The organism is Flectobacillus roseus (assembly GCF_030056595.1).
Lineage (GTDB): Bacteria > Bacteroidota > Bacteroidia > Cytophagales > Spirosomataceae > Flectobacillus > Flectobacillus roseus.
This window is the reverse complement of sequence record NZ_JASHIF010000002.1, coordinates 22,532-48,741: the sequence shown is the minus strand read 5'-3', so window position 1 is coordinate 48,741 and position 26,210 is coordinate 22,532. Positions and strand designations below refer to the sequence as shown.

20 protein-coding genes and 1 tRNA gene are annotated in these 26,210 nt (G+C 36.9%); 3 read left to right on the top strand and 18 right to left on the bottom strand.

The window, feature by feature from the left end; genetic code table 11:
* Positions 1–19: 19 nt before the first annotated feature.
* The 5 genes from QM524_RS00360 to QM524_RS00340 all read right to left on the bottom strand — a co-directional run bounded on the left by QM524_RS00360 (position 20) and on the right by QM524_RS00340 (position 6,939).
* Positions 20–1,093, bottom strand: coding sequence for a DegT/DnrJ/EryC1/StrS family aminotransferase (locus tag QM524_RS00360; protein ID WP_166577548.1), 1,074 nt, complete (start codon positions 1,091–1,093; stop codon positions 20–22).
* Between the two features lie 81 nt (positions 1,094–1,174).
* Complete coding sequence (locus tag QM524_RS00355) at positions 1,175–2,431, bottom strand: ABC transporter ATP-binding protein (RefSeq protein ID WP_283342982.1); 1,257 nt, start codon at positions 2,429–2,431, stop codon at positions 1,175–1,177.
* 14 nt (positions 2,432–2,445) lie between these two features.
* Positions 2,446–3,273 (bottom strand): ABC transporter permease, encoded by an 828-nt coding sequence (locus QM524_RS00350; RefSeq protein ID WP_095163049.1) that lies wholly within the window; start codon positions 3,271–3,273, stop codon positions 2,446–2,448.
* 11 nt (positions 3,274–3,284) lie between these two features.
* A complete protein-coding gene (locus tag QM524_RS00345) occupies positions 3,285–4,373 on the bottom strand; it encodes a hypothetical protein (RefSeq protein WP_283342981.1) in 1,089 nt (362 codons plus the stop codon).
* 31 nt (positions 4,374–4,404) lie between these two features.
* The gene (locus tag QM524_RS00340; protein ID WP_283342980.1) at positions 4,405–6,939 is read right to left on the bottom strand and encodes a polysaccharide biosynthesis/export family protein; all 2,535 of its coding nucleotides are present in this window, start codon (positions 6,937–6,939) and stop codon (positions 4,405–4,407) included.
* A 338-nt stretch (positions 6,940–7,277) separates the two neighbouring features.
* Here QM524_RS00340 and QM524_RS00335 point away from each other — a divergent pair, with 338 nt between their 5' ends.
* Together QM524_RS00335 and pheA are read left to right on the top strand one after the other, a co-directional pair.
* On the top strand, positions 7,278–9,155 hold the full coding sequence (locus QM524_RS00335) for a DNA topoisomerase IV subunit B (RefSeq protein WP_283342979.1): 1,878 nt from the start codon (positions 7,278–7,280) through the stop codon (positions 9,153–9,155).
* Positions 9,156–9,245: 90 nt separating this feature from the next.
* Positions 9,246–10,322 (top strand): prephenate dehydratase, encoded by a 1,077-nt coding sequence (gene pheA / locus QM524_RS00330; RefSeq protein ID WP_095163027.1) that lies wholly within the window; start codon positions 9,246–9,248, stop codon positions 10,320–10,322.
* A 38-nt stretch (positions 10,323–10,360) separates the two neighbouring features.
* On the opposite strand, the gene QM524_RS00325 is transcribed toward pheA, so the two are convergent.
* The 13 genes from QM524_RS00325 to hisG form a co-directional block, all read right to left on the bottom strand.
* Positions 10,361–11,248: a bestrophin family protein gene (locus QM524_RS00325; protein WP_283342978.1), complete on the bottom strand. Its 888-nt coding sequence runs from the start codon at positions 11,246–11,248 to the stop codon at positions 10,361–10,363.
* 105 nt (positions 11,249–11,353) lie between these two features.
* Positions 11,354–12,802, bottom strand: a complete 1,449-nt coding sequence (sufB, locus tag QM524_RS00320) for a Fe-S cluster assembly protein SufB (RefSeq protein ID WP_095163022.1) — start codon at positions 12,800–12,802, stop codon at positions 11,354–11,356.
* Positions 12,803–13,066: 264 nt separating this feature from the next.
* Positions 13,067–13,540, bottom strand: coding sequence for an Lrp/AsnC ligand binding domain-containing protein (locus QM524_RS00315; protein WP_095163020.1), 474 nt, complete (start codon positions 13,538–13,540; stop codon positions 13,067–13,069).
* Between the two features lie 827 nt (positions 13,541–14,367).
* The gene (locus QM524_RS00310) at positions 14,368–15,744 is read right to left on the bottom strand and encodes a family 43 glycosylhydrolase (RefSeq protein ID WP_283342977.1); all 1,377 of its coding nucleotides are present in this window, start codon (positions 15,742–15,744) and stop codon (positions 14,368–14,370) included.
* A gap of 153 nt (positions 15,745–15,897) precedes the next feature.
* Positions 15,898–17,148, bottom strand: a complete 1,251-nt coding sequence (locus QM524_RS00305) for a DUF2264 domain-containing protein (protein ID WP_283342976.1) — start codon at positions 17,146–17,148, stop codon at positions 15,898–15,900.
* Positions 17,149–17,235: 87 nt separating this feature from the next.
* The gene (locus tag QM524_RS00300; protein ID WP_283342975.1) at positions 17,236–18,453 is read right to left on the bottom strand and encodes a glycoside hydrolase family 88 protein; all 1,218 of its coding nucleotides are present in this window, start codon (positions 18,451–18,453) and stop codon (positions 17,236–17,238) included.
* 373 nt (positions 18,454–18,826) lie between these two features.
* On the bottom strand, positions 18,827–19,297 hold the full coding sequence (locus tag QM524_RS00295; RefSeq protein WP_283342974.1) for a hypothetical protein: 471 nt from the start codon (positions 19,295–19,297) through the stop codon (positions 18,827–18,829).
* A gap of 75 nt (positions 19,298–19,372) precedes the next feature.
* Complete coding sequence (locus QM524_RS00290) at positions 19,373–19,594, bottom strand: hypothetical protein (protein ID WP_283342973.1); 222 nt, start codon at positions 19,592–19,594, stop codon at positions 19,373–19,375.
* Positions 19,595–19,751: 157 nt separating this feature from the next.
* A tRNA-Ala gene (locus tag QM524_RS00285) sits at positions 19,752–19,825 on the bottom strand.
* A gap of 61 nt (positions 19,826–19,886) precedes the next feature.
* Positions 19,887–20,417 carry a hypothetical protein gene (locus QM524_RS00280; RefSeq protein WP_283342972.1) on the bottom strand — a complete coding sequence of 177 codons (531 nt, stop codon included), beginning with the start codon at positions 20,415–20,417 and terminating at the stop codon, positions 19,887–19,889.
* Between the two features lie 20 nt (positions 20,418–20,437).
* Complete coding sequence (gene hisC / locus QM524_RS00275) at positions 20,438–21,493, bottom strand: histidinol-phosphate transaminase (protein WP_166577539.1); 1,056 nt, start codon at positions 21,491–21,493, stop codon at positions 20,438–20,440.
* A 156-nt stretch (positions 21,494–21,649) separates the two neighbouring features.
* On the bottom strand, positions 21,650–22,909 hold the full coding sequence (gene hisD / locus QM524_RS00270; RefSeq protein ID WP_283342971.1) for a histidinol dehydrogenase: 1,260 nt from the start codon (positions 22,907–22,909) through the stop codon (positions 21,650–21,652).
* Positions 22,910–23,016: 107 nt separating this feature from the next.
* Positions 23,017–23,877, bottom strand: coding sequence for an ATP phosphoribosyltransferase (gene hisG, locus QM524_RS00265; RefSeq protein WP_166577537.1), 861 nt, complete (start codon positions 23,875–23,877; stop codon positions 23,017–23,019).
* A 385-nt stretch (positions 23,878–24,262) separates the two neighbouring features.
* Here hisG and QM524_RS00260 point away from each other — a divergent pair, with 385 nt between their 5' ends.
* Positions 24,263–26,140 carry a CocE/NonD family hydrolase gene (locus QM524_RS00260; RefSeq protein WP_283342970.1) on the top strand — a complete coding sequence of 626 codons (1,878 nt, stop codon included), beginning with the start codon at positions 24,263–24,265 and terminating at the stop codon, positions 26,138–26,140.
* The last annotated feature ends 70 nt before the right edge of the window (positions 26,141–26,210 follow it).

Genomic DNA, 26,210 nt, shown 5'->3' with positions numbered 1-26,210 from the left:
ATTTTAGTCAATAGAAGTATTAGAGATTTTCGTTTACGATACGTGCAATTCTGTACACATCCTCATGCGCCAAATCAAAATATAGAGGCAAAGCCAAAGCTCTCAAGGCAAAATCATCGGAGATAGGGCAAGTACTTTCCTCTGTTACGAATTTGAGCGTACTCAAGGATGGATAAAAGTATCGACGAGGCATAATCTGATTTTCAGACAAAGCATCTCTTACCTTCAGCAACGCGGCTTCAGATTCGAAGAAAACAGGATAATAAGCATAATTTTTCACGGTATTCAGTGAAAGTTCAGGTCGCCCAAGCTTTTCCCAATTTAGCTCTTGATCATAAATATCAAAAATAGCCTTACGAGCCGCAATAATTTCTGGTACTTTTGGAAGATTTACCAAACCCATCGCTGCATGAAACTCAGAATTCTTGCCATTAATACCGATCGTAAGATAATCGTCACCAATATGACCAAAGCTTCTATATCTATCTAAAAGCCAAGCATACTCATCATTATTAGTAATCACAGCTCCACCCTCTACCGTGTGAAAGACCTTAGTAGCATGGAAGCTACAAGTGCTAATATCGCCAAATGAAAGGAGTGATTTATCGTCTACAGAGGCTCCAAAGGCATGTGCTGCATCGTAAATAAGCTTAATGTTATGCTTATCCGCTATTTTTTGTAGCTCATAAACGTCACATGGATTGCCATATACGTGAGTAGCCAAAATTGCTTGTGTATTCTCAGTAATTGCGGCTTCAACTTTTTGTGGGTCAATACACAAATCCGAACGAAGGATATCTGCAAAAACAGGAGTACATCCCTCCCACACAACAGAGTGAGAAGTGGCACAGTAAGAAAATGGTGTAGTAATAACTTCTTTGGTTACTCCTAATACTTTGAGTGCTAACTGAATAGCAATGGTACCATTTGATACAAACAAGCAGTGCTTTACGCCTAAATAATCCTTAATTTTTTGTTCTAATTCACGCACTAAGGGGCCATTGTTTGTGAGTTGGTTTCGCTCCCAAATACCCTTTAGGTAGGCTTCATATTCCTCATAAGGAGGTAAATATGTTTTAGTTACATTAATCATTTAGCGTAATCTGTATATAAGTTTCAAATTTCGAAGTTTCTCTTTTCTAGCAAAAAGCAGAAAGCTTTATTTAATTCAACATTAAATAGCGTTTTCGTATTCCAATTGCATAATTGGGAATTCAATTTTCGGACGTACATATCCTGGCCATTTTCCATACCAAACTGTTCCTTCACGATAATCCTCTATTTCAAAGATCAAAGCCTCCTCAAAGTTATATACTACAGAAGCAGTATCTTTCACAATCATGAAAGAAAGTGAATAAGAACCATCGTTCAAGAAATCACTAGGAATTTCGCATTCAGCAGAGATAATACCTTTTTCGAATTTAATCGAAGGAGTCCCTATGTTAAAAATACATTCACCAGTCAAAGAGTTTACGTGGAGACTAATATTCAAATTAGCTTGATCCATGTAATTCCAAAACTCAATTTGTATCTTAAAAGAAGTACGAACATCCAAATGGTTTTGGTTGTCCAAATAATTAGGAACAAGTTTAACACTTTTCAAACGAACACGATCGTTACCCGGCGCTTCATTCTGATCAGTGTAGGTTACTTGTAAATCTGTTTTCTGTATTTGGCTCAAATAGTTTGACATAATAAGATTAGTCTCACCCATTTGAATCAATTGCCCCTTTTGCATATACATGGCTTTATTACACAAACCTTGTACTGCAGTTAGGTTATGGCTTACAAATAGAATAGTACGCCCAGAAGTTGAGGCGTCCTTCATTTTGCCAAGACATTTACGTTGAAAGTCAGCATCCCCAACAGCCAACACCTCATCAACAATCATGATTTCTGGCTCTAGGTGTGCTGAAATTGCAAATCCTAAACGTACATACATTCCTGACGAATAACGTTTTACGGGAGTATCAAGAAATTTTTCAACACCTGCAAAATCAACGATTGCATCAAAATGTTTCTTGATTTCATCACGTTTCATACCAAGAATCGCCCCGTTCAAGAATATATTTTCACGACCAGATAACTCTGGATGAAAGCCTGTACCAACCTCTAATAAGCTGGCAACACGACCTTTGATGGTAATTTTACCTTGAGTAGGTTCAGTAATACGACTCAACACTTTCAAAAGTGTTGATTTACCAGCACCATTTGAGCCAACTACACCAACTCTATCTCCTTGCTCTATTTTAAAACTTACATCTTTCAGGGCCCAGAAGTCTTCGTGTTCTACTTCGTCTTCTTCCCCTTTGGTAAACATATTTCTAAACGTATCTGTAATCACCTCACGAAAGGTATCTGACTTTGCATTACCTTTTTTATGATCGATTATGTATCGCTTACTAACGTTTTGTGCCTCAATAACTGTCATTCTACTTCAATATTTTAAATGTAATCAACAAACGAATTTTCTCTTTTTCTAAAGAAAATAATCGCAATAATTGTGGTTAGACAAACAAAAATAATGGTTGGCAAAAAGCTATCCCATGTAAAATAAGGATAGTTTGGAATCAAACACCAACGGAAACCCTCAATAATACCAGCCAATGGATTCAACCAAGTATAAAAAGGATACCAAGATAATTCTTTTATAGAAGAAGTAGAATACGCAACAGGACAAATAAAGAATCCGTATTGAACAATCAGTGGAACAATTTGCTGAAAGTCACGGTATTGCACATTAAGAGAAGCAAAAATAATCCCTAAACTTAATGCAGCCATGAAAGCAAAAAATAGAAATACTGGTACAAACAGCAAATGGTAGTCTACCGAAATACCGCTGTATATTAAGAAAGGAACTAATACTATAAAACCTACAAAAAAGTCTAACAAAGGCACTGCCACCGAGCTCAAAGGCATCAACAATCGAGGAAAGTAAACCTTCGATACGAGGTTGGCATTACCAGTAATACTATTACTCACCTGCTGAAAAGCAGAAGCAAAGAAGTTCCAAAAAATTACTCCAGTGAAAACGATGATTTTAAAATCAACACCAGATGTATCCTCAATTTTGGCAACCTTATGAAAAGCAAATACAAACACCAATACCGTCATGATTGGCCTGACAACTGCCCAGGCTACACCAATCATCGTTTGTTTATAACGAACTGTTATATCTCGAACAGCTAAAATCCATAGCAATTCTCTAAATCTAATTATGTCAGCCCAATAATGCTTTTCAGACCTTCCTGCCTCAATGACTGTTTCTTGCATTGTCTAATTAACTATTTATTTTTCTTATCCTTTAACTTTTTAACTACGTCGCGACCAGCAACAAATAATAGCGCTAATATTAATCCAATGGTTCCACCGAGTTTAATTCCTTTTCCTTTAAGGGTAATATCGGCACCAATAGGCAATTCTGAATCATCAATTTTAGTAAACAATGGAGATTCTTTCACCATAGAGAACCTCAAGTTATCAAGATTTCTAACAGCTTCTTGATACATACCTTGCAATTGTGCAGAATTAGTACTTAATCTCTGCTGTTCAATCATTCCTTGCTGCATAATCACTTGCTGATTTTGGTCAACAACCTGAGCATATCTTCTTTGAGTACCATATAACTGACTTTTCAAGGAATCAACGCGGCGTTCCATGATACCGAGTAACTCGCGTGTTTTTTTCGTTTTTGTTTCTATGTAAAAATCAGTCACCGTTTTCAAAAATAGGTTTGTCCAGATATGAGACAAAGTATCATTACGTGTCGTAGCAGCCAAAGTCATCAACGATGATTTCTTGTTTTCGTTGGCAATCGAAGTCAATGGCTCTAAAAACGATTGCAACATTCGTACTCTTGATCTCTCTTTCGGCGTCAGTTTTTCATAATCTGAATGCTTGAATCTAAAGGTTTTCATCTCTTCATCATCTTCCCATTCGTCATCCAACCCTCCACTTTTCTCAATTAGTAAGTTTCCGAAAATTACTTTTTTGCCATTTACATCTACAGGAGTCAAAAGAGCTCTGTTGTAAATATTTTTAGTTTTTAATAGCTCTAAGAAATTTTCGCCACTAAACAAACCGCTGCTAGCAGCACCTCCGCCACCACCAAGACCAAAAGCACTCGCCAAATCTGATAATCCGCCACCACCCGAGGCACTTCCATTGTCCATGTTAAAAACAATTTTGGAGGTGTATGTTTTCGGCTTTTTGGTAATGATGTCTACTAAATATCCAGAAATCACCCCAAATATCGTAAATGCGACAATTAACTTCCAATTTGCGACGACTAAGTCCTTAAATGCAATGACTTTTTTTACTATATCTTCAAAAGAAAATTGATCTTCTGGTAATGTATTTTGAGTCTGAGACATGAGTCTAAATTAATAAATGCTAGATATTATATTATTGAATTGCACGCATTAAGGCGATAATCGTGCCTATACCCGTAAGTGATGCCGTGATTGTTGTAATAATACCAAGAACTTGCTGTGAAGCCATTTGCTTCTGATTCAGTCGAGGAACAACAATTTCAGAACCTGGATTAATTTTTGGATAAACATTTACTAATCCTAATAACTTACGAGTACGGTCTACAGACCCATTTGCATAAATAACATACGAACGTTTGCGAGATGAAAGCGAAGTAAACCCACCTGACTCCGAAATATAATGTTTGAAAGATGCTCCTTCAATAAATCTTGTAGAAGTTGGATATAATACTTCACCTTGCATTCTTACTGTTTGTGGCTCTTTAGGAATACGAAGAATATCACCGTCTTGGAGTAACATATTAGATTTTGAATTTTCATTTTCTAATACATCAACCAAATCAATCCCGATAGATTCCTCATAAATTTGTTTGATTGGCTCAACCTTCACAGATGTTTCAGAATTATTATCACTCAAATCCTGAATTTGTCTGCTTTTACGCTCAACCTCTTGATCTGTCAATTTTACTTTTCTGATTAAGGTTGCTCCTGCAGGATATGCTTGCGCATTCAATCCACCTGCACGCTTGATTACATCAAGCAACTTCTCGTCTTTTCTTTCCAAAGCATAAACACCAGGAAAAATAACCTGACCATCAATTGAGACAAACTGCTGACGCTCATAATTTGGAGAAGAACGCACAAACACTTCATCAAACGGTTCCAATATAAATTTAGAAGCTGACGAACTCATTGATAAATCTGGATTGATCGAAAATTGGAATTTCTCACCAATCGTAGGCGTAATCTTAGAAGGATCATCTTGTCCGATATTTTTCTTTCTACGAATTACCTCAATTCTTCCAGTGGCAGCAGATTCCTTCAAACCACCTGCTTTTATCACCAAATCCTCAACAGTCATGTTCTTTACATATGGATACGTTCCAACAGAAGGCGTTTCGCCACCACTATTTGGCAATACACCCAGTGATGTCGAACCAGTTGGAGTTTTTTCAGCAAAACCATCCATTGATGTCAGTTTAATTTCACCTTGGATACGCACAGTGTAGTTCTCCATCATTTCCAAGCTAGAATAAACAGTAATTTCATCCTCTCTTTTCAAAGGTACATCTGGTGCTGCTCCTGAAAGAATATCCTTATAATTGACTGCAATATTTTCCTTTGTTAAATCACTTTTCAATCTAACAATTAAAATTCTATCTAAGAAAGCATCTTCTTTAAAGCCTGCTGCACGTAGAATGAGTCTAGACAAAGATGAGTTATCGCTCAAAGAATAGCGTCCCGGACGAAATACGGCACCATTTAACTTGACGACATTTTCATATCTATCCATCAAAATTTGATCTACAGTAATAAAATCTCCTGACTTCGGGAAAAATGAAGTTAGCAATTCACCATTCAAGTCAACCAATTTTCTCTCTTTATCTGTAAATCTCTCTATTTTAAGAACACTTTTGTAAGCATCTGGCAGGTATCCCCCAGCATATTCATTGATAATCATATCAAGATTTTCGTTAGGAAGAACCTCAAATATTGCAGGTTTCTTAACTCTACCTGCAATCTCGATACGAGACTTATATGGCGTAACCTGAATAATATCTTGGTCTTGTAATGCGATATCTTGACGTAAATTTCCAGTAGTCAATAGATCATATAAATCTACACGAGCAACGAGCTTTTTACCTCTAATTACTTTAATCTCACGGAATGTACCATTTTCGTTAGGTCCTCCAGCCTGATAAAGAACATTAAATACTTTGGCTAATGATGATACAGCGTAAGTACCCGGTGCAATGACCTCTCCTATAACTGTAACTCTTATTGTTCTAATATTTCCAAGAGAAACAGTAGCTGTTGTATTAGCAGATGTAGTACCTGATGCCTTTAATCCAACATAAATTTGCGAAAGGCGGTTAATGATTCTCTTTTTTGCTTCTTCTATAGTCAAACCACTCACGAAAACATTTCCAACACGGTCTATCTTAATATTACCATCTGGCGTTACAGGTAACGTGTAGTGATTCTCAGAGTAACCATTGATATCGATAATAATCTCGTCGTCGGGACCCAAAATATAATTTTTGGGAGTTGCCATACGAGCATATGAATCAAATGTAATTTTAGAGTTATTGAAAATACTATATCCAAAAATCTTCTTTCTTAAGGCAGCTGTAGATGAATCAGCTGTACTTAAATTCGCAGTTTTCTGTTTTTTCAAAGAATCTAAATCGCCTTTCTCTCCAGCAATTTCAGATACTTTGCGAGAACCAGTACTTTTTACTCCAGTGTTAGTTGTAGTTGTAGGACGTGTAATTGGTGTAGGGAGTGTAAAGTTTGCAGGAATACCTTGTATTTGTGCAAAAGAATTCAAACTCCATAAAGCAAACACTAATAAAGATATAGAGCGTAAGCTAACCGCAGACATGAATGAATGACGTGATTTTATAGCCTTCAAAACAAGATTGTTTGGGTTTTTGAGTTGTAACATGATTTTTAATTTTGTCCTTAGATCAATTTTAGAAGGATATTTTCAAAAATAATCCAAAAAACGGTACTTTTATTATTAAGATAAGTTTGAATTAAATTGCAAAGTAAATGAACTTTTGGCTAAATCTCGACAATCTTACACAGATTAATTAGGGAGTGGACAATTAAATTAATGTACACTTACGATTTTTAATGCTTTTTTGTAGATTTGCTAACTTTTTAATCCAAAACTATATTTTTGAGTCATCTCAATTACTTTTCAACTCAAAAATATAGTCAATAAGTAATTTTTTAACTTGTTTTGATGAAACATCAATAAATCCTTCTTTCTCTAGCAGTATGTCAACAACGCCAAATAATGAGGTTCAATATACCGAAGACAGTATTCGGTCACTAGATTGGAAAGAACATATCCGCCTTCGTCCTGGTATGTATATTGGTAAGCTCGGCGACGGTTCTTCGTCCGACGATGGGATATATGTATTAGTAAAAGAAATCGTCGATAACTCTATCGATGAGCACATGATGGGACATGGAAAAGCCATCGATGTGAAAATTTCAGACCACCGTGTAGAGGTACGTGATTATGGACGTGGTATTCCACTAGGTAAAGTAATCGACTGTGTATCAAAAATCAACACGGGAGGTAAATATGATTCGGGGGCTTTCCAAAAGTCCGTAGGTCTAAATGGGGTTGGTACCAAAGCTACCAACGCGTTATCAAGTTTCTTTAGAGTACAGTCATTTCGTGAAGGCAAAACAAAATGGGCTGAGTTTAGCAAGGGAGAAATGCTTGCTGAGTCGGATGGCGAACCAGAAAGTAACGCCAAAAATGGTACGCAAACAATTTTTGAACCTGATAATTCCATTTTCAAAAATTACCATTTTATCCCTCAATATTTAGATAATCTTTTCTGGAATTATGCTTACTTAAATGCGGGTTTGTCTATCAATTTCAATGGACAAAAGTATTTTTCTCAGAAAGGTCTTTTCGATTTATTAAGCAAAAAAACCAACGAAGAAGAAAATCGCTATCCTATTATTCACCTAAAAGGTAATGATATCGAAATTGCGATGACGCATGGCAACCAATATGGCGAAGAGTATTATTCGTTCGTAAATGGTCAGAATACTACACAAGGAGGTACTCACTTGCAAGCTTTTCGCGAAGCAGTTGTTAGAACAGTACGTGATTTTTACAAAAAAGATTACGCACCTGAGGATATCCGTGCCAGTATTGTTGCTGCAGTAGCTGTTCGTGTTCAAGAACCAGTTTTTGAATCTCAAACAAAAACCAAATTAGGGTCAATCACTATGTCCCCTGATTCAAGCTCTCAGACAGTGAGAAGTTTTGTAGGAGATTTCATCAAAACTGAGTTGGATAACTTTTTGCACAAAAATCCAACTACTGCCGAGGCGCTTAAAAAACGTATTGAACAGTCTGAGCGTGAGCGTAAAGATATTGCGGGTATCAAAAAATTGGCGAATGAGCGTGCTAAAAAAGCCAATTTGCACAACAAAAAACTTCGTGATTGTCGTGTGCATTTATCTAACGAAAAGTCTGATAATCGTTACGATTCAATGCTTTTCATTACCGAAGGTGACTCGGCAAGTGGCTCAATTACCAAATCAAGAAACGTTCAAACGCAAGCTGTGTTTAGCTTAAGAGGGAAACCTCTCAACTGTTTTGGTTTGACCAAAAAGATTGTTTATGAAAACGAAGAATTTAACCTACTCCAACATGCCTTAAATATTGAAGATGGCTTGGAAGGTCTTCGTTATAACAAAATCATTATTGCAACTGATGCCGACGTAGATGGTATGCACATCCGTTTGTTGATGATGACATTCTTCTTACAATTTTTCCCAGATTTAGTAAGAAATGGTCACCTTTATATTTTAGAAACACCTTTGTTCCGTGTTAGAAATAAAAAGGAAACCATCTATTGCTATTCCGATGAAGAGCGTCTCAATGCTATTCAAAAATTGGGTCCAAAACCAGAAATTACACGTTTCAAAGGTTTAGGTGAGATTTCTCCAGAAGAATTTGGTAAATTTATAGGCGATAATATTCGTTTAGAACCTGTCATTTTAGAAAAGGATACAACCATCCCTAAAATTTTGACTTATTTCATGGGTAAAAATACCCCTGACCGTCAGAGGTTTATTATCGACAATCTCATTATTGAAAAAGACCCTGCCGAAGCAGCAGCATAAGATATTACTAAGGGCTCAATAGTCTTTGTGAGCCCTTAATCAAGTATTCCTCTTCCTGTTCGCTAGCAGAAATATCCTGTTAACCATAATATGACCCTAGAACAATTACGACAACAAATTGATGAGCTTGACAATGAAATGCTTGAGATACTCAACAAGCGTATGGAAGTTGTTAAGCATGTTGGAGAGCTTAAAAAAACGACTCAGACTGTTATTTATCGTCCTGAGCGTGAGAAGCAAATCATCGACCGTCTTGCAGAAATGAGCCAAGGCTTATTGACACGCCCTGCGATTGAGGCTATTTACCTCGAAATTTTTGCAGTATCTCGTAATCTTGAACTGCCAGAACGTATTGCCTATTTGGGTCCTGAGGGTAGCTTTACTCACCAAGCAGCCGAAAGTCGTTTTGGTGCTATGAGCGATTACTTACCTTTGCCAAGCATTCGTTCAGTTTTTGAAAGTGTTGATACAGGTCGTGCAAGATTTGGTGTTGTCCCTATCGAGAACAATTTGGAAGGTATTGTAAAAGAGACGATTGATTTGCTAAACGAAACAGATTTGAAAATTGTAGCAGAAGTGGTTATTCCTGTTCACTTTACGTTTGCTACCAAATCTGAAAAATTATCGGATATCAAACGAATTTATTCAAAAGACATCGCTTTTGGGCAATGTGAAAAATTCTTAAATGAATATTTCAATGGTAAGGATGAAGAGTTTTTTGTACAAGTAGATTCGACTTCCAAAGCTGCCAAATTAGCTTCTCAAGATGAGCAATCTGCCGCAGTTTGTTCGCATATCGCAGCCAAATTGTTTGATGTTCCTATCTTGTTTGACAATATTCAAGATTCCTCTCAAAATAGAACAAGATTTTTCATTATCGGAAAAGATTTTGTCAATCAGAAGAGTGAAAAAGATAAAACTACCATCATTGCCAAACTTCCCGATGACGGTAAGCCAGGAACTCTGGTAAGATTCCTACAAGAGTTTGAAAATCGTGGCATCAACCTTGTTAAAATTGAATCGAGACCTGTGAAAGAAGGTGAAACCTTCAACTTCTGGTTCTTGATGGAATTTGATGGGTATTTCTTAGATGAGAATGTTCAACATATCATGAAAAAACATGAATCCGACATTAAGTGGCTCGGAAGTTATGTAAAAATGGTGTAAAAATAAAAGCCGTTAGCGATAAACTAACGGCTTTCTTTTTATCTCAAAACAGATTCTTCTTGAAAAATTTCACCTACATGCTTTTGGATATTTCTGCACATCTGCGCTAGTGGCAAATCATTAGCGTCTGTACCAAATGGATTTTCAATTTCTTCGGCAATCAGCTCTAAACTTGCCAATACATAAAAAACAAAAACCACCACAGGTATGACAATATAGCCTAGCGTAAAAACATATCCAAAGGGCAAAGTCATTACATAAAAGAAAATAAACTTCTTCAAAAATACTGTGTAAGAAAAAGGTATCGGCGTGTTTCTAATACGCTCACAAGCACCACAAATATCTGTAAAGGTTCGAATTTCTTCATTAATAAAAAGTAACTGCTCGCCAGAAATAATATTTTTTGCATATAATGCCTGCACCTGCTCAACTAGCAATTTGGCTATGTAATTAGGTTTATGATATTCTGGCTTTACTTTGTATTCAGAAATAAACAGCTCGCTATCATTTTGATGTCCACGCAAATGGCGTTTCAAGGCAAAAGCATATTCCACGATAAGTTTTTCTATTATGGTCCTTTCTTCAATCATCTCTTTGGGAACTATCGCTTGAATTTTGATAGCAAAATTTCTTGAGGCGTTCGTCAATGCTCCCCAGTTACGTCTTCCCTCCCACCAACGATCATAGGCAGTATTGGTTCTAAAAACCAATAGCATAGAGATCACAAAACCTAGCATTCCATGCATAGCTGGAATATTCTTGATATGTGAATTTTCACTTAATTTAAAAACATCTACTTCCAAATAAGCAATCAAACCAGAGTAGGCTCCAATAGCAATTAGCATAGGGAACAACTTTCTGAAAGTATCAGCTTTATGAAAGTGGAAAATAAAGGTGAACCATTCCTTTGGATTATAATTGATCATAGAGATAAGAATAATTTTGTATAATAGTTTCGATGATACAAACAAAAACAGCTTCTATCAAAAATAGAAGCTGTTTTTATATATATCGTAATAATTTACAATTCGTTAACCTACCGAACCTTCCAAAGAGATAGCGAGAAGTTTTTGTGCTTCTACCGCAAATTCCATTGGTAATTGGTTCAATACTTCTTTGGCATATCCGTTCACAATCAAAGCAATAGCTGCTTCAGTAGAAATACCACGCTGATTACAATAGAAGATTTGATCTTCACCAATCTTCGAAGTAGTCGCTTCGTGCTCTACAGTAGCTGTGTTATTTTTTACTTCAATGTATGGGAAAGTATGCGCACCACAACGGTCACCCATCAACAATGAGTCACATTGAGAGAAGTTACGAGCATTTTCAGCGCGTTTCATCACTTCAACTAATCCTCTATATGAGTTTTGAGAACGACCTGCAGAGATACCTTTAGAAACGATACGTGACTTAGTATTTTTACCAATGTGTACCATTTTCGTACCAGTATCTGCCTGTTGCATATTGTTAGTAACAGCTACTGAATAAAATTCTCCAATAGAGTTATCACCTTTCAAAATTACAGAAGGGTATTTCCATGTAATTGCAGAACCTGTTTCTACTTGAGTCCAAGAGATTTTTGAGTTAGCGCCATCACAAATACCACGTTTTGTTACAAAGTTGTAAATACCACCTTTACCGTCTTTATCACCTGGATACCAGTTTTGAACAGTAGAGTATTTAACCTCTGCATTTTCGTGTGCTACAATTTCAACTACAGCAGCGTGTAATTGGTTTTCGTCACGCATTGGAGCAGTACAACCTTCTAAGTAACTTACATAAGAAGACTCGTCAGCAACAATCAAAGTACGCTCAAATTGACCAGTACCAGCCGCATTAATACGGAAATACGTAGACAATTCCATCGGGCATCTTACTCCTTTTGGAATATAACAGAATGAACCGTCAGAAAATACAGCAGCATTCAATGCCGAAAAGAAATTATCTTTTACAGGCACTACTGAACCCAAGTATTTTTTGATTAATTCAGGATGCTCTTTAATTGCTTCAGACATCGAGCTAAAGATAATACCTTTTTCAGCTAAAGTCTTTTTAAAAGTAGTAGCCACTGAAACTGAGTCAATTACAGCATCTACTGCAACTCCAGAAAGGCGTTTCTGCTCATCAAGAGAGATACCTAATTTTTCGAAAGTACGACGTAATTCTGGATCAATCTCATCCAATGAATTAACAACTTTCGTTTGTTTTGGAGCTGAATAATATTTGATTGCTTGGTAGTCAACTTTTTTATAGTCAACGTTAGCCCATTCTGGTTCTTGCATACCCAACCAAGTACGGTATGCGCTCAAACGCCATTCCAACATCCATTCTGGCTCGTCTTTCTTAGCCGAGATTTGACGGATAACGTCTTCATTCAAACCTGCAGGTACTTCATCTGTTTCGAAGTGACTTTCGAAACCATATTTATACTCAGAGGAGGTGATTTCTTCGAGAATGTCTATTTCTTCTTTTGCCATTGTTTTAATCTGTTACAGCAATTGGTATATCAGTGATTTTGTGCTAGACAAGGAAGTAATTTCAAAGCATGTTAAAATGTCATTCAAAAAAATGATATTTGTTAGCTTTTTAACTAATTATTGACCTTTGAATTCATTCACTGAAATAATTGGTCTACAAAAATAAACCAAAAAGCGCAAGAAAAGTTCTGTTGTTTAGAATTTTTCTAAGATGTACCCCAATTATTCCTAATTTTTGGAGAAAACTCCGCTCAAACCCTCATTTTAAGAAGGATTCGCAAACGGAACCGAACGATTTACCGACTCTTCCAGTGATATAAATGTTTCTGTTCTCTGAATTCCTGCGACTTTTTGAATTTTGTCATGCAGTACTTCTCTTAGGTGAACGGTATCACGACAAACTATTTTGGCAAAAATAGAATAAATTCCCGTGGTATAATTTATGCTTACAACTTCAGGGATTTGCATGAGTTGGTCTGCAACCTCCGCATATAGCGAACTTTTATCCAGATAAATACCTAGAAAAGCAGATATATCCCATCCAAGTCGAGTATGGTCTACAATCAGTTGGGAGCCTTTAACAATTCCCATTTCTTCCATTTTGGCCATCCTTACATGGACTGTACCACTGGAAACATGGATTTTTTTGGCAATTTCGGTATAGGGCATAGTAGCATCACTCATTAAAAGCCCTAATATTTTTAAATCAACTTGGTCAATGCCTGGTACTTTTTCCATAAGTATTAATACAGTCTAAAGTTATTATTAACAATTTCGCAAAAAACAAGGCTTCAAGAATTGCCATTTTTAACGATTCGTTAACAAAAATAGCAAATTTTTGAAAATACTATAAATTTTAATAATTTTTTATAAAATATTTGTAAAATATCTGAACACCTGTTAACTTTGCATTGTCAAGTTAAAAGAACAACGACACACACACTGTAGGGTGATGAAATTTGGCAGACGTGCCCTCCTGTCTCGGGGGTGGTGATTACGGGATAAAGTTAGTATAATGCCTATCGCAAGATAGACTGGGGTTGACCACCAGATTTTGTACTATACCTAACTACGCCGTGGAGGTTCGAGTCCTTCTCCTACAGCAATTATCTGAAATTTTGGGGATATACGATTTGGCAAAATAAAATTTCCTGATTACCTTTATTCCCAGATTATCAGATTGACTACGAATATAATAAAGTAGTTTTATTTGGTTTTTAGTTTGTTGATGAAGTGTAATTCAAAAAAGCAGTCTTACTGAGTCTGCTTTTTTTGTTTTTATAGCCTTTTGTAATTCCTAAAGCGCTTCTGTTGAGCTATTTTCGCTTTTTATAGCTCTATCTACTTTTCTCAAACCCTCTAATGATTTGCGTCTTTTATAGATTTTCCAAATAATATTTCAATTTAGCAAAGCAATACTTTCTTTTCGATTTCCCTCTTTTTTGATGACAAAAAGAAGAAAAATTCCTTTTGCTCCTACCGATTACTCAAATATCCATTTTAAAAATAGAAAAACCTCAACCCAAATGAGCTGAGGTTTTAATAAATATTGACAATATCAGGAATTAATAAACTTTGAATTCCCAAATTCCTGCAACTCCTTTCAAGAATTTGATTCTCAAATACTGAAATTTCTTATTCAATACATCTGTGTGCGGAGATTTGATTTGAACGTCCTCGTGTCCTCCACATTTTACCCAAGTTTTACCATCTAGCGAGCCTTCCAAAACATAGGCATGTCCAGCAGTTGGTTTAACAAAGTATGTTTCAACTTTCTTAATGGTTTGAGGTTTTGACAATTTTGCCGTAAAAGTCGCTAAAGAATCGGCTGCATCTGCCATCCAGCGAGTTCCGTTTGACCAATCAGTCGCATTGACAGGATTGTAGTACTCAGTGCGTTTGAGTGTCGCATCATAAATATGAGGAACTTTGTATTCTGGCTTAGTTGAAGAAGCACTTGTTTCCTCAATTTTTAATCCTTTATCTTTTACATTCAAAGGATTTACACCTTTATTGGTCAATTTTACGGGTTTGATCGTTCCATCTTCGTTAAACTCCATTTTGTTGATCCAAACCTGACGGTTAGTTCCCGAGCGACCAAATTCGAGATAAGTGAAATAATAATCATCGCCGATATTGAATACATTGCCGTGCCCAGGACCATAGATTTTTTCAGTAGTATCAGTTTTAGCGATAATTTCTTCCTTCGGAAATTCATAAGGACCAAAAGGAGAAACTTTGCTATATTGATACGCATAGGCATAATGCTCATGACCACTCAAGGTGTACATATAATAGTAAATACCTTTTCGTTTAAAAAAGATTGGTCCTTCAGAGTAGCCATTTCTCTTAGTTTGAATCACCTGAATATCGCCATCTAATTCGGTCATATTGGGCTTTAGCTTAGCCGCACCACGTTGTGCCCAAAACAAATAAGGCGTTTTATCATCGTCGATAAAGATTTCTGCATCGATTCCTTTCGTCTTTTTAGGCCCATCCATCAGCACAAGCGGAGCTGGAGCTTTACCCTTTTCGAAAGTATCTTCTCCCACCAATTTAAAAGGACCTTTCGGAGAAGAAGCTTTTGCTACGTAAATATGTGTATTGACCGTCGGGTAAAAGAAATAGTCTTTCCCTACTTTTTGAGCATAACTTGGTGCCCAAAAAAGTTGTTTGGCAGCCGACGGAAAGAATATTCCGTCAAAAGACCAATTCACCAAATCTTTGGATTGCCAAAGAACTGGAGGTCCTGAGGTTGCCAAACCTTTATCATAACCATCTGTAGTGGCGTAGCAATAAAAAGTATCTCCAAACTTTACAATACTTGGATCAGCAATTAAGTCAGGAATAATAGGATTGTAATTTCGAACGGTTTGCGCGACAGTAGCTTTCGCTATTGACAAACACAGACCCATTCCTAGAAGATATTTGAATAATTTCATGGTTTGTTTATTAAAGGGATTAAATAATTTTTAGAGATTGGCTATTTACCAATAAGTGTCAATCATACACAATTATACTCAAGTTAGTAGATAAAAGGATAAACAGGTTAGCATTTCAACTCAACTTAACCTGTTTAAACAACAAATATTCTATTAATCGATAGCATGGTCTGGTGGTACTGGCAATCCTTGCCAAATTCGTTGAGAAGTCCATGGTTGAGGGCTTGCGCTCCAAAACTCATCTGTTTCTGGCAAACCTAGAGGAAGCAAAATAAAAGAGCATAGATATAAACTCCCTGTTGTGATATATGAATCTGCGATTTCGGGTTGAGCGCCGTAGAATCCGATTTTCAACCAGCCTTTTTCATCAAAAGTGGTTTTTGATTCTGTTGTTTTCTTCAAGATTGCCGTTAAAGCTTCACGTGTTTGAGCCACACTAATTTCCTTAGGAAGATTATGAACCAGCGCCATATCTGCCAAATGATGAAAAGCGCCTCCTCTATAAACCAACGATCGGCCTATAGCAGGAAATGTACCATCAGGATTCACCAGTTTTTCTTGAATATGTGCGTAACGTTGTGCACGCTCCATAATTTTTTTCCCTGCCCAATTAAAAGAAGAATTTTTTGCACTTACTACTTGATGGATATTTACTAAAAAAGGTTGAATAACGTAGCTATTGTAGTAATCAAAATGAAACTTTTCGCCGTCGCCATAAATACCATCACCCAAATACCATTGTTCAAACTGACGGTAACAATACTCTATACGGAGGATATCCCATGAATAGCCATACTTGCAGAAAAAGGCCTCAATCATCCCTGAAAACAATATCCAGTTACTAAAACCAGGTTTTATTTCTCTTGTTTTCACAAAAGAATTTACCACATTTTGCTTAGTTGTAGCATCCAAATGCTCCCAAAGCCAAGGAGAGCGTACAAAAGCCAAAGCCAAAAATGCAGCATCGACCAAAGGCTGCCCAGCCCCCTCGAATTTCATATAATCTTTTGCCTGAGGATTTACAGCATTAGCAACAGCTTTTACAGCCCATTGTCTGTAAGTATCTCTTAGCGCAACTTCAGGAGGAGTACCGCCTTCAGCATTGAGCCATGGGGCAATCCCACACAACAAACGACCGAAAGCTTCGAGATATGCCACTTGCGAACGGCTTGCCTTGTTATCTATATGAACAGATAGTTCGACAGGCATTTTAATTTTTAGACTATCATTTGCTAAACTTTGCAAGACAGGACGAGACAATTGATCGAGATGTGCAAGCCATACCTCACGAGTAGTGAGCACAGGCGCTTCGACGGTCGTTTCTTTTTTCTTTTTTGACTTTTGTGCGGTAGCTTGATAGCTCAAAGCAACAGCCATAAGAGCAGCGAGGATAAGTTTTTTCATAGGTTTGTTATGTAAAAAATCTATTTGGTTCAAAGCATTTTATCTAAGCCTTGAACCAAATAGAGAGAAATTTCACTTGGATAATTCTTATTTTTTCAATTCTTGATAGCGCTTCATAGCTTCCAAGAAATAGTAATCTGCATACGTTAGGGGTACATCCACTTCTGTATTTTGAGGAATATGACCAACACAATGCTTGATGAGAAAGCCACCATTTTTGCCATAAGCCGCTTTGTATGGAGCGTTTGATAAACTCCAAAGCATTTTCTCCGCTGAAGACACATAAGTTTTAGCCAAAGGAGCCTTTACATATCCTTGCAACTCTAATAATGCTGATGCCACCACCGAAGCTGCTGAAGCATCACGCAAGGCTTCTGGTTGATTTGGCGCATTGAAGTCCCAAAAAGGAATTTTATCTGCTGGAAGGTTTGGATTGTTTAAATAGAAATTAGCAATCTTATTTGCCTGTTCTAAGTAAATCGAATTTTTAGTCACACGATACATCACAGTATATCCATACAACCCCCAAGCCTGACCACGTGCCCAAGCCGATTCATTGGCAAATCCTTGTGCCGTTTTCTTCTGTTTTACCTCACCAGTGTTAGCATCATAATTAATCACATGATATGAACTATAATCAGGACGGAAATGGTGTTTCATCGTTGTATTCGCATGGGTTACTGCAATCTTATAATAGCTAGAATCTCCCGTTACTTCGGTTGCCCAAAACAATAATTCTAGGTTCATCATGTTGTCAATAATCACCAAAAAATCATCAGGCTTTGAGTCCCATGATTTTATACAGCCTACTTTTGGGTTAAAACGTGTAGCAAGAGACTTGGCAGAAGTCAGCAAAACTTCTTTATATGCTGTTTTTGGAGCAATACGATTAGCATTACCAAAACTACAAAACATCATAAAACCTAAATCATGGGTTGTAGTATTATACTTTTCCTTTTCTAGGTCTTTCAAAATACGTTCTGCTTCCTGATACGTAGCTTGGTCTTTGGTTTGTTCATAAATATAAAGCAAAGAGCCAGGGTAAAAGCCACTACACCACCAATCAGAGTTGCTAAACTCATAGCGGTCTGTATTGGGAAAATACGTCTTTGGAAATTTACCAGCGGGAAGATGTTGAGCCAAAAACTGATATTGTTTTTGTGCATCGGAAAAATTTTGTTTGAATTGCTTCAACAAAAGAGGTCTTGAGATAGCTTGAGAGGCTTTTTGTGCCATACTCGTAAAACCTAACAAGCAGCAAAGGAATAAAAGAAGACTGTAGTTTTTAATAAATTGGGATTTCATGACATAAAGTTTTAAAATGTTAGAGGCTTATGCCCGAAACAATAAAGCTCAGAATAGGTAATACTTTACTCAAAGCATGAAAAAGTTTTTCAAAACTACAGAATTAAAAAGAACGTCTATCCTTGGTTGGGGAGAGGTGCTGTATGTAATAGATTCATTTTAGAAATGAAAGGAGTTATTTACAAATGCCACAAGTGCCTCCATTTTTGGCGCAATGTTTACAGTATTTACAATTTTTACAGGCAGAACAATAATTGGAGCCAGTACATTTTCGAGCAAGAACTGCTGCACTAGAATGAACACAAAATATGAATAAAATCAGTGTTAAGGCATGAAGAGAGTATCTTTTTATAATAGTTTTAAAGTGTGTGATTTATAAATTAATTTGATACTGTATCCTCTTATTTCGAATAATAAGTTCAAGTTCCTCAATAGTTAATAACGCGTAAGAAGAGCCTTTTTCATGTAAGCTTACAAAGCAAAATCTAAATTTATCTCCTAGTATTTCTCCAAAATTAAATTCGTTCTCAGTAGCGCCAAAAAAGAAACCTTTTGGGTTATCGGGTAAATACTTCTTGGTTGTCTTTAGCTCAACCAGTATCATATCTTCTAAATAGGTCTCTATTTCATCGCCATTAATTTCTTTCTCTACTAAATTCGGAATATATATCATATCAAAGGATTGAAGAAAACGATGTTCAATCTGTAGCAAATCCAGAATTTTCTTTTTAGTTGACAAGTCAATTTTGAAAAAACCTGTATGATTTTCTATCAAATAATTTACACCTTCTTTCTCTGTGACATTGTTTGATAATGTTAGAATAAAGGAATGTTTTCTCGACATTATTATTGCAATTTAGGGTATAACTATCTTTATTGTACTTTATAAAAACAAAGTCAATTTGATCATTATATAAATTTAGGATGTTTTGTTACGCTCCCTCATGGGCCTTACTAAAAGATACTCAATTAAAGCTTGTCTAAGTTCCTCATTGAACACATCTTTGGTAATCTTTTTAAAATCTTCACAGCAAGCTGTAATTTCCAAGTTATCATCCTCATAAATTACCTTAGGTTTTTTTCCATGAACAGGACAAACCTGTTGCTCACTATTGTCAATAATTGCCTGAATATCGATCATATTGAAAGATGTTTATTGGGTTTGATAGTATTCAAAGTTATGTTAAATATCTACATCAGGAGTTATCTAAGTGATTCTCTGATTTCTTTCCGATTTCATCAAGTCTTTAGAAATTAAAAAAGCGCTTATGTTCAGAACATAAGCGCTTTTGAAAAAGTGGAGAAGATGGGGCTCGAACCCACGACCTCTTGACTGCCAGTCAAGCACTCTAGCCAACTGAGCTACATCCCCATTGGAATTGATACTGCAAAGTTATCATTTCAAAATACTTTTGCAAGTACCAATTCTATTTTTAAAAATTAAGTCTTGCTCCTATGCCTGCTTGTGGATGAAAGTAAAATACTGATGGTACTAATTCCACATAAGCACCCACTTCCATGAAAATAGATAGCGGTGAATCTGGAGAGAAATACTCCAATCCTGCCGAACCAACACCACCTAATCCTGTGGCTGGAATTTCTTTTTTGTAAGGAATTCCGTTAAAAGTATCATCTACAAAATACTTTCTAGAAGTAATTTGACCTCCAAAACCATAGTAGTTTTTAAAGCGACTACTTCCCATTTCGTTATGCCACAAATACAACCCACTTACAGCAATACCTGAACCGTTGAATGCACCAGTTTTGTAACTGTCTCTTACACCCCAGATACCCCCATAAACTCCAAAATTGATTTCAATAGCATTTTTGTCATTTCTTAAGTAGTTGCGTAGACTTAGTCCTGATGGTTCTCCAATCTTACCACCTATCGCCCAGTCTCTGTTTTGAGCAAAAGCACCTACAGATGCCACCATGAGTAGAAGAAACAATACTGTTTTTTTCATAAAATTGTTATTTAATTGATTTATGCCTCATAAGAACGAAGATAACCCATTAAAATGGAATTTTCGTCTTTTGTTCCGACGGAGATACGCAAACAGTTGTCACATAAAATCACCTTTGAACGGTCACGAACTATCGTTTTGTTCTCAATTAAGTAATCAAATACAGCTTTGGCCTCTTTGAAACGAACCAATAGGAAGTTCGCATCTGAAGGGTAGATATGTTCAACATTTGGCAGTTCGCTTAACTCTTTTTCAAGTTGAGCTCTATTTTCGTTGAGTGTAGCTACCGATTTTTTCACAAAATCTGTATTGTCGATGTTCTCAATTAATAACTTTTGCGTTAAACCGTTGATGTTGTAAGGGTATTTAATTTTATTCAAAAGTGTAATTAATTCTTCTTGTGCAAAGGCCATTCCCAGACGTAGCGAAGCCAAACCCCATGCTTTTGAAAAAGTCTGAAGTACCATTACATTAGGATATTCATCCAAACTTGGAATGAACGAAGGCTCATCAGAGAAATCGTTGTATGCCTCATCGATAATAACGATACCTTGTTGGAAGTTTTCGATGATTTGTAAAATTGCCTCACGATTAATCAAGTTACCTGTTGGGTTATTTGGCGAACAGATAAAGATCAATTTTGTTTTTGAATTTATCGCCTCCAAAATCGCATCAATGTTCAACTGATAATCAGGAGTCAATGGAATTTTCTGTATTCCTACATTATTAACCGAAGCACTTACTTCATACATGCCATAAGTTGGAGGCAATATAATAATATTATCAACTTTTGGTTCACAAGTCAAGCGAATAATTAAGTCGATAGGTTCATCAGAGCCATTTCCTAGAAAAATTTGCGTTGGACGACAGCCTTTGATAGGTGCCAATTTTTCCTTTATCGCAAACTGATAAGGGTCTGGATAACGGTTCCAGTTTTCGGGCGTTGCCGAACCAATCGGGTTTTCGTTTGCATCTAAAAAAACACCTTCTTTACCTGTATATTCATCACGTGCAGAAGAGTATGGAGCAAGGTTTAAAATGTGCGGGCGCACAACTGAGTGTATGTCAAATTTCATAAGTTTGTTTCTTGGATTTAGTGAAATAAGTAAATGTTGGCTATTGCTTCAGCTTACGGACTGATGCCAATTTTCGCCCCTTTTAACAACAAAAGGTGACGCATCTCAACCGAATGAGGAGCTATCACCTAGTTTGTTGGTTCTATGACAAAAAAATTATGCCAATCTTACGCGAACCGCATTAGCATGGGCACGTAAAGATTCGGCTTCGGCCATCTCGATAATAGTATTACCCAGATGTTGAATGCCTTCTTTTGTAATTTTTTGAATCGTTATTTTTTTGACGAAGCTGTCCAAACTTACCCCTGAGTAGGCTTTAGCAAAACCGTTAGTTGGTAAAGTATGGTTGGTGCCTGAAGCATAATCTCCTGCTGATTCTGGAGTATAATTTCCTAAGAAAATAGAACCTGCATTAAAGATTTGCTCGGATAATTCTTCTGCATTTTCGACAGACATAATCAAGTGCTCAGCAGCATACTGATTGAGCATATCAATGGCAATACCCTGATTTTCAACCAATACTGCTTGACTATTTTCTAAGGCTTTGGCTGCAAACTCGGCACGAGGCAATACGGCCAATTGCTTTTCTAACTCTTGATTAACGGCTTCAATTAATTCTTCCGAAGTCGATACCAATAAAACTTGTGAGTCGATACCATGCTCTGCTTGTGACAATAAATCTGCCGCTACAAAAGCAGGATTAGCAGAATTGTCTGCCCAAACTGCTACCTCTGATGGCCCAGCAGGCATATCAATGGCTACACCTTCTTTGTTTGCGAGCATTTTGGCAGCAGTAACATACTGATTACCAGGCCCAAAAATTTTGTAAACCTGAGGAATCGATTCTGTACCGTAAGCCATCGCAGCCACTGCTTGTGCGCCACCAACGCGGAAGATTTTAGAAATGCCACAAAGTTGGGCTGCATACAAAATCGCAGGGTGATCGGAAGGCGTACACAATACTACTTCTTTACAACCCGCTATTTGCGCAGGAACTCCAAGCATCAATACCGTCGAAAACAAAGGTGCCGTTCCTCCCGGAATATAGACCCCTACTTTTTCGATACCTACCGATTTGCGCCAACAAGTAACGCCTGTGGTAGTTTCGATTTTTTCGGGTGCTTGTTTTTGCGCTACGTGAAATTTGTAAATATTTTGATACGCCCCATGGATAGCAGTTTTAAGCTCTTCGCTCAATAATCCTGCTGCCGCTTCTACCTTCGAAGCATCCATTTCGAGCGTTTCTAAAGTCACTTTATCAAATTGTAATGCCAATTCAAAAAGTGCCTTGTCACCTTCTGCCTTTACTTTTTCAAGAATAGGGATGACTCTTTGTTCAATCACTGACATATCCTGTACTGGGCGAGTAAGAATCGCTTGGTAGTCGGATGGTGATGGATATTTTATAATTTTCATGCAAAAGGAATACTTTTTGCATTCAGCCTTTGGCATTCGGCTTGGGAAATTTTGAACCCATTGAGATTATTTTCAAATCTCGAAATGTCATTTGCTGAAAGCAATTATTAAAAAATCATTTTCTCGATTGGCAATACCAAAATTCCTTCAGCACCTGCATCACGAAGTTTTTCGATATTTTGCCAAAAATCTTGCTCCTCAATTACTGAATGCATTGACACCCAACCTTCGTCTGCCAATGGCAAAATTGAAGGAGCTTTCATGCCCGGAAGCAATTGGCGAATCAAAGCAATATTCTCTTGTTTGGTATTTAGCACAACATATTTGCGGTTTTTAGCACGTTGTACTGAGTCTATTCTAAACAAGATTTGATTCAGAATGTTTTGTTTTTCTGGTGAAAGGTTAGGGTATCCAATCATAATAGCTTCAGAGCGGAAAATCACTTCCACTTCTTTCAAACCATTACTTAACAAAGTACCTCCAGAACTAACGATATCACATACGGCATGTGCCAATCCAATACTTGGAGCGATTTCTACCGAACCAGATATTTCATGAATATGGGCAGTTACACCATTCTCTTTCAAGAAGTTACCTAAAATTACCGGATAAGAAGTAGCAATACTTTTTCCTTCTAGTTCCTTCACTCCGCCATATGTTTCACTGCGAGGAATTGCAATTGAAAGGCGACATTTTGAGAATCCTAGTAATTTAACTTCGTTTACATGCTTGCTTGTTTCAACATGAACGTTTTGTCCGACAATTCCGATATCCGCTACTCCGTCCTCTACATACCCAGGAATATCGTCGTCTCTTAGAAACAAAAACTCTGCGGGAAAGTTTGAGGATGTAGCTTTTAATTTACCAGCACCATTATCAAATTTGATTCCGCACTCCTTGAAAAGATTTAGTGAATCTTCACTAAGGCGACCCGATTTTTGGACCGCAATTCTTAATACTTCGTTCATTTTCAGCATTTGAGGCTATCCTAATAGATTGTTTTTTGGTACATTCGGCGTACACGGGACAACTTCGGGTGCAAAATTACGGAATCGTACGTAGCTTTCGACTTGTTTTAGGTAAAATATGGTAAAAAATATAGATGAGGGATCAGGGATTGAGGGATCAGGCACAAAGTGACTAGTTTATTTTGTCAAAAAATAGATAGACTTCAAAATTGAGCATAGCTGATTTCTGTGAATGTTATGGCTTTTTACAGCTAGAAAAAATGGTTTTGACACCTCTCTTGACCATTTACTCACTGTAAGCCTCTATCCTTATTCAACTTTGTGCCTTTTATCTTTTTCTCCTAACTTTGAAAAATACTTTGTAAACCCGCTTAATGATATGCTTATGAGAAACTCACTTATTTGCCTCTTGTTCTTTTTATCCTTTTTAGGAAAAGCCCAATCAACCTATCAATATTCAATTGCTCAGGATTCAGCTTACATTAGGAATAACTATGTAAAGTCTGAGTTTATGGTCAAAATGCGTGATGGGGTGCAGCTTTTTACACAGGTGTATGCGCCCAAAGACAAATCGAAGCAACACCCTATAATCATGCAAAGAACGCCGTATTCTTGCAACCCTTACGGTACTGACAAATTCAAAAAGCGTATTGGTCCCAACCCGTTTATGATTCGGGAAAATTATATTGTAGTATATCAGGATGTCCGCGGACGTTGGGCTTCGGAAGGAAAATTTGTGGAAATGACACCGCACCTTGACAAAAAATCTTCTGAGAAAGATATTGACGAATCGAGCGATACCTATGATACCATCGATTGGTTAATCAAGAATATTCCCAACAATAATGGCAAAGTAGGCCAGTGGGGTATCTCCTACCCTGGCTTTTTTACTTCAGCAGGTTCGGTTTCACAACATCCTGCCTTGAAAGCTTCTTCTCCACAGGCTCCAATGGCAGATTTGTGGCGTGATGATGCCTTCCATTTGGGCGCTTTTATGTTGGGAGCTAATTTTGGATTTTATAACTTTTTCCAACCACAAACTCAACCTACAAAAAATCGTCCTGCGCCCTATTTCTCATTTGATAGTCCAGATGGATATGATTTTTACTTGAAAATGGGTCCGACTCGTAATGCAGAAGATCAATATTACAAAAAGCGTAATGAGTATTTCCATGAAAATTTTGACCATCCTAATTTTGATGAGCACTGGCAAAAACGCAATATTTTACCCCACCTACAAAATATCAAGCATGCGGTATTAGTAGTTGGTGGCTGGTACGATGAGCAAGATTTGTACGGAACGTTCAAAACCTATCAAGCCATGGAAAAGCAATCTCCCAATAACGATATTCGTTTTGTGGTTGGACCATGGGTACACGGCGGTTGGGCTGGCTCTTCTGGACAATCACTAGCAGATGTTGAATTTGGTTCGAAAACGTCTTTATATTATCAGGAAAAAATTGAAAGTCCGTTCTTTAATCATTACTTGATAGATGAGTCATTGAGCTTGAATTTACCAGAAGCTACGCTTTTCGAAACAGGCAATAATCAGTGGAGAAATTTTGACACTTATCCTCCTAAAAATGCACAAGAAACAACTTTGTATTTTCAAAATGGAGGAAAATTAGGTTTGACAAAACCTCAAAATGAAAATGGACTTACAAGTTATGTATCTGACCCGAAACGTCCAGTACCATTTTCTGGTAAAATTAATGATGGATTTTCAGCAGAATATATGGTTGAAGACCAACGTTTTGCCTATCAGCGTCCCGATGTAATTAGTTTTGAAACAGATACACTCAAAGACGATTTGACGATGGTGGGCAATATCTTAGCGAATCTGAAGGTTTCGACTACAGGAACAGATGCCGACTGGATTGTGAAAGTTATAGACGTATATCCTAACAGCACACCTAGCAATCCTGCCCACCCAGATGTAATATATGGTGGTTACCAACAATTGATTCGTAGTGAGATTATTAGAGGAAAATATCGTAACGATTTCACGAAACCAGAAGCATTTATTCCAGGGAAACCAACAGAAGTAAAATTAGAGCTACAAGATGTATTGCATACTTTCAAAAAGGGACATAAAATTATGGTGCAAATCCAGAGTTCTTGTTTCCCTTGGGCAGATAGAAATCCTCAGAAATTTGTAAATATCTTTGAAGCAAAAGAAAGTGATTATCAAAAAGCTACCCAAAAAGTATATCACCAAAAAGCTTATCCTTCATTCATAACTTTTGGTGTTTTGAAGAATTAAAAAACCATATCATAAATAGATTAAGCTAAGCGTTACAAGCTGGTGTGAACTTCCCATATGGATTTTATAC